We start from the raw sequence: 2407 nt of genomic DNA, 5'->3' as shown, positions 1-2407 counted from the left end.
CACGTCAAGTTCTGATCAAAGGTGGCTGGCGTGATGCCGACTTTAGCAAGACGTTTCAAGCAACCGATCCCAACAAGAATGAGACTTTAGACGCTGAGTTCCCGGTCAGCGATTGGTCGGACTGCGATGCTGCGTTGGATGCAGCTGTCGATGCGGCTCGCGAATTACGACAGCTTCCCAAGGCGAAAATTGCGGAATTTTTGGAAGTCTATGCGGACAAGATCGACGCGGCAAAAGACGCGTTGGTCGATGCTGCGTTTGCCGAAACAGGGCTCGCTCGCAGTCCACGTTTGGCTGATGTTGAACTGCCGCGGACCAGCAATCAATTGCGTGCGGCCGCCGCAGCGTGCCGCAGTGGCAATTGGGCAATGGCAACGATCGATACCAAGTCAGGAATCCGCTCGTGCTACGAAGCCCTCGGGCCGATTGTGGTGTTTGGGCCGAATAACTTTCCATTCGCCTTTGGCAGTGTCTCCGGCGGCGATTTCGCCGCCGCGATTGCGGCAGGCAACCCTGTGATTGGCAAAGCCAACAGTTCGCACCCGGAAACGACTCGGTTGTTCGCCGATCTGGCGCTGCAATCGATCGAGCAAACCGGATTGCCGGCGTCCACCGTCCAATTGATCTATCGGACCAGCCATGCCGATGGCGAGCGTTTGGTTTCCGATCCACGTGTCGGCGCGACCGGGTACACCGGCAGCCGATCGGCGGGGCTGAAGTTGAAAGCCGCTGCCGACGCCGCAGGCAAGCCGATCTATTTGGAACTGTCGAGCGTCAATCCCGTCGTCATGACTCCCGCTGCGCTTCAGCAGCGAGGTGAAGAAATCACCAATGATTTCGTGACCAGCGTTTTGATGGGCGCTGGACAATTCTGTACCAATCCCGGAATGGTGTTGTTGATCGCCGATGAGTCCTCGGAAAAGTTCGTTGCGGCCGTAAAGACGCGTTTTGAATCCACCGCATCAGGCACGTTGCTGTCGCCTGCTGTCTCGAAAGGTTTGTCGGGAAGCGTCAAGACGCTTTGTGATTTCGGCGCCGAGTTGTTGACCGGCGGCGGAGAGCCTGAGTCGCGGCGTTGTGCCTACGCCAACACGCTGCTGCGTGTTGACGGCAAGACATTTTTGGGCAATCCCGAAGGTTTTCAGACTGAAGCGTTCGGTAACGCATCGCTGATGGTGGTGGCGAGCGATTTGGATGAGTTGACAGAGGTGATCTCGCAACTCGAAGGAAATTTGACCGGCGGGGTCTATTCGGCTGCTGATGAAAGCGACGAGGCTGTCTACGAAAAGATCGCGTTCGAGTTGATTCCAAAGGTGGGGCGAGTGCTGAACGACAAAATGCCAACCGGCGTGGCGGTCAGCCCGGCAATGAATCACGGTGGGCCGTATCCAGCGACGGGGCATCCTGGATTCACCGCCGTCGGCGTGCCTGCGTCGCTGGTTCGGTTTGGCAAATTGACTTCGTATGACAACGTGCGAGAGTCACGATTGCCCGCATTGCTGCAGGATGCGTCGCCCACCGCCGAGACGTGGCGCAACATCAACGGCACATGGACCCAAGGTGACGTTTAGTCCGCAAGCTTCGCTACTCTTCCGAATTGTCGACCCACCACTTCGGTGGCGGGCTTTGGTAGGTTGCCGGTGTCTTGCAATCCGGATGGCAGAACGTTAATCGGTGAGCATGTAGACACATCGGTGGATCGGTCATCGTATGGGTTTGTTGTTCGCCGATTTGCCGGTCCTGCAAATACAGCAAGTCACCCACAATGGGAAAACCGAGCGACCAGCAGTGGACACGGATTTGGTTCGTGCGTCCGGTCAGCGGAATCGCTTGCACCAGCGTCGTATTGTCGGGCAATCGCTGGATCACTTTGAAATCGGTTCGAGCTTCTTGCCCGCTTTGGCAAGTCACACGAGCGCCTACCGACAATCGTCGCTTCATGACGTCCGAGGCATGGGCGATCGACAGATCGCAGCGATGTTCGTCCCAAGGGATCGTTCCAGATACGCGAGCAAGGTACAGCTTCTTGACTTCGCGTCGTTCAAATTGCGGCTGCACAAAGCCGGCTGCCGCAGCGGTGCGGCACAGCACCGCAACGCCGGTCGTGTTGGCGTCGAGTCGATGTGCGACGCGAAGTTTCTCGCCATCGTAATATCGCTCGAGCATCCAAGACAACGTATTGCGATGAAATCGACCGCTGGGGTGATCGGCAGTGGTGCCGGTTTGTCGACAGCAATGATCGAATCATCCTCGTGCAGGATCGTGATCGCCGCGTTGACGTCAGGTTCCACCACGTCGCTCATGATGTGCGTGAAATGGTCTCCCTCACGCACAATTCGTTCGGCGCGAACCGGGAACGAATCGATTAAGATTTCACCCGCGTTGATCCACCCGAGCCACGCATCAC

The 2407-nt window shown here is 57.3% G+C and carries 3 protein-coding genes; 2 read left to right on the top strand and 1 reads right to left on the bottom strand.

What is annotated here, in order from left to right; genetic code table 11:
- Positions 1-11: 11 nt before the first annotated feature.
- A complete protein-coding gene (locus tag RMSM_RS33460) occupies positions 12-1571 on the top strand; it encodes an aldehyde dehydrogenase (NADP(+)) (RefSeq protein WP_236622410.1) in 1560 nt (519 codons plus the stop codon).
- Between the two features lie 13 nt (positions 1572-1584).
- Here the strand turns inward: RMSM_RS33460 and RMSM_RS33455 are convergent, their stop codons facing one another.
- Entirely contained in the window at positions 1585-2166 is a 582-nt protein-coding gene (locus RMSM_RS33455; RefSeq protein ID WP_008708257.1) for an RluA family pseudouridine synthase, read from the bottom strand.
- 18 nt (positions 2167-2184) lie between these two features.
- Between RMSM_RS33455 and RMSM_RS43230 the strand changes: the two genes are divergently transcribed.
- Positions 2185-2407, top strand: a 223-nt coding sequence (locus tag RMSM_RS43230; RefSeq protein WP_236622409.1) for a hypothetical protein, incomplete at its 3' end; no start/stop codon positions are given.

Source organism: Rhodopirellula maiorica SM1, from assembly GCF_000346295.1.
In the GTDB taxonomy this organism is placed as follows: Bacteria; Planctomycetota; Planctomycetia; order Pirellulales; family Pirellulaceae; genus Novipirellula; species Novipirellula maiorica.
Note: the sequence above shows the minus strand (reverse complement) of the source record. Positions and strands in the feature narration are given on the sequence as shown.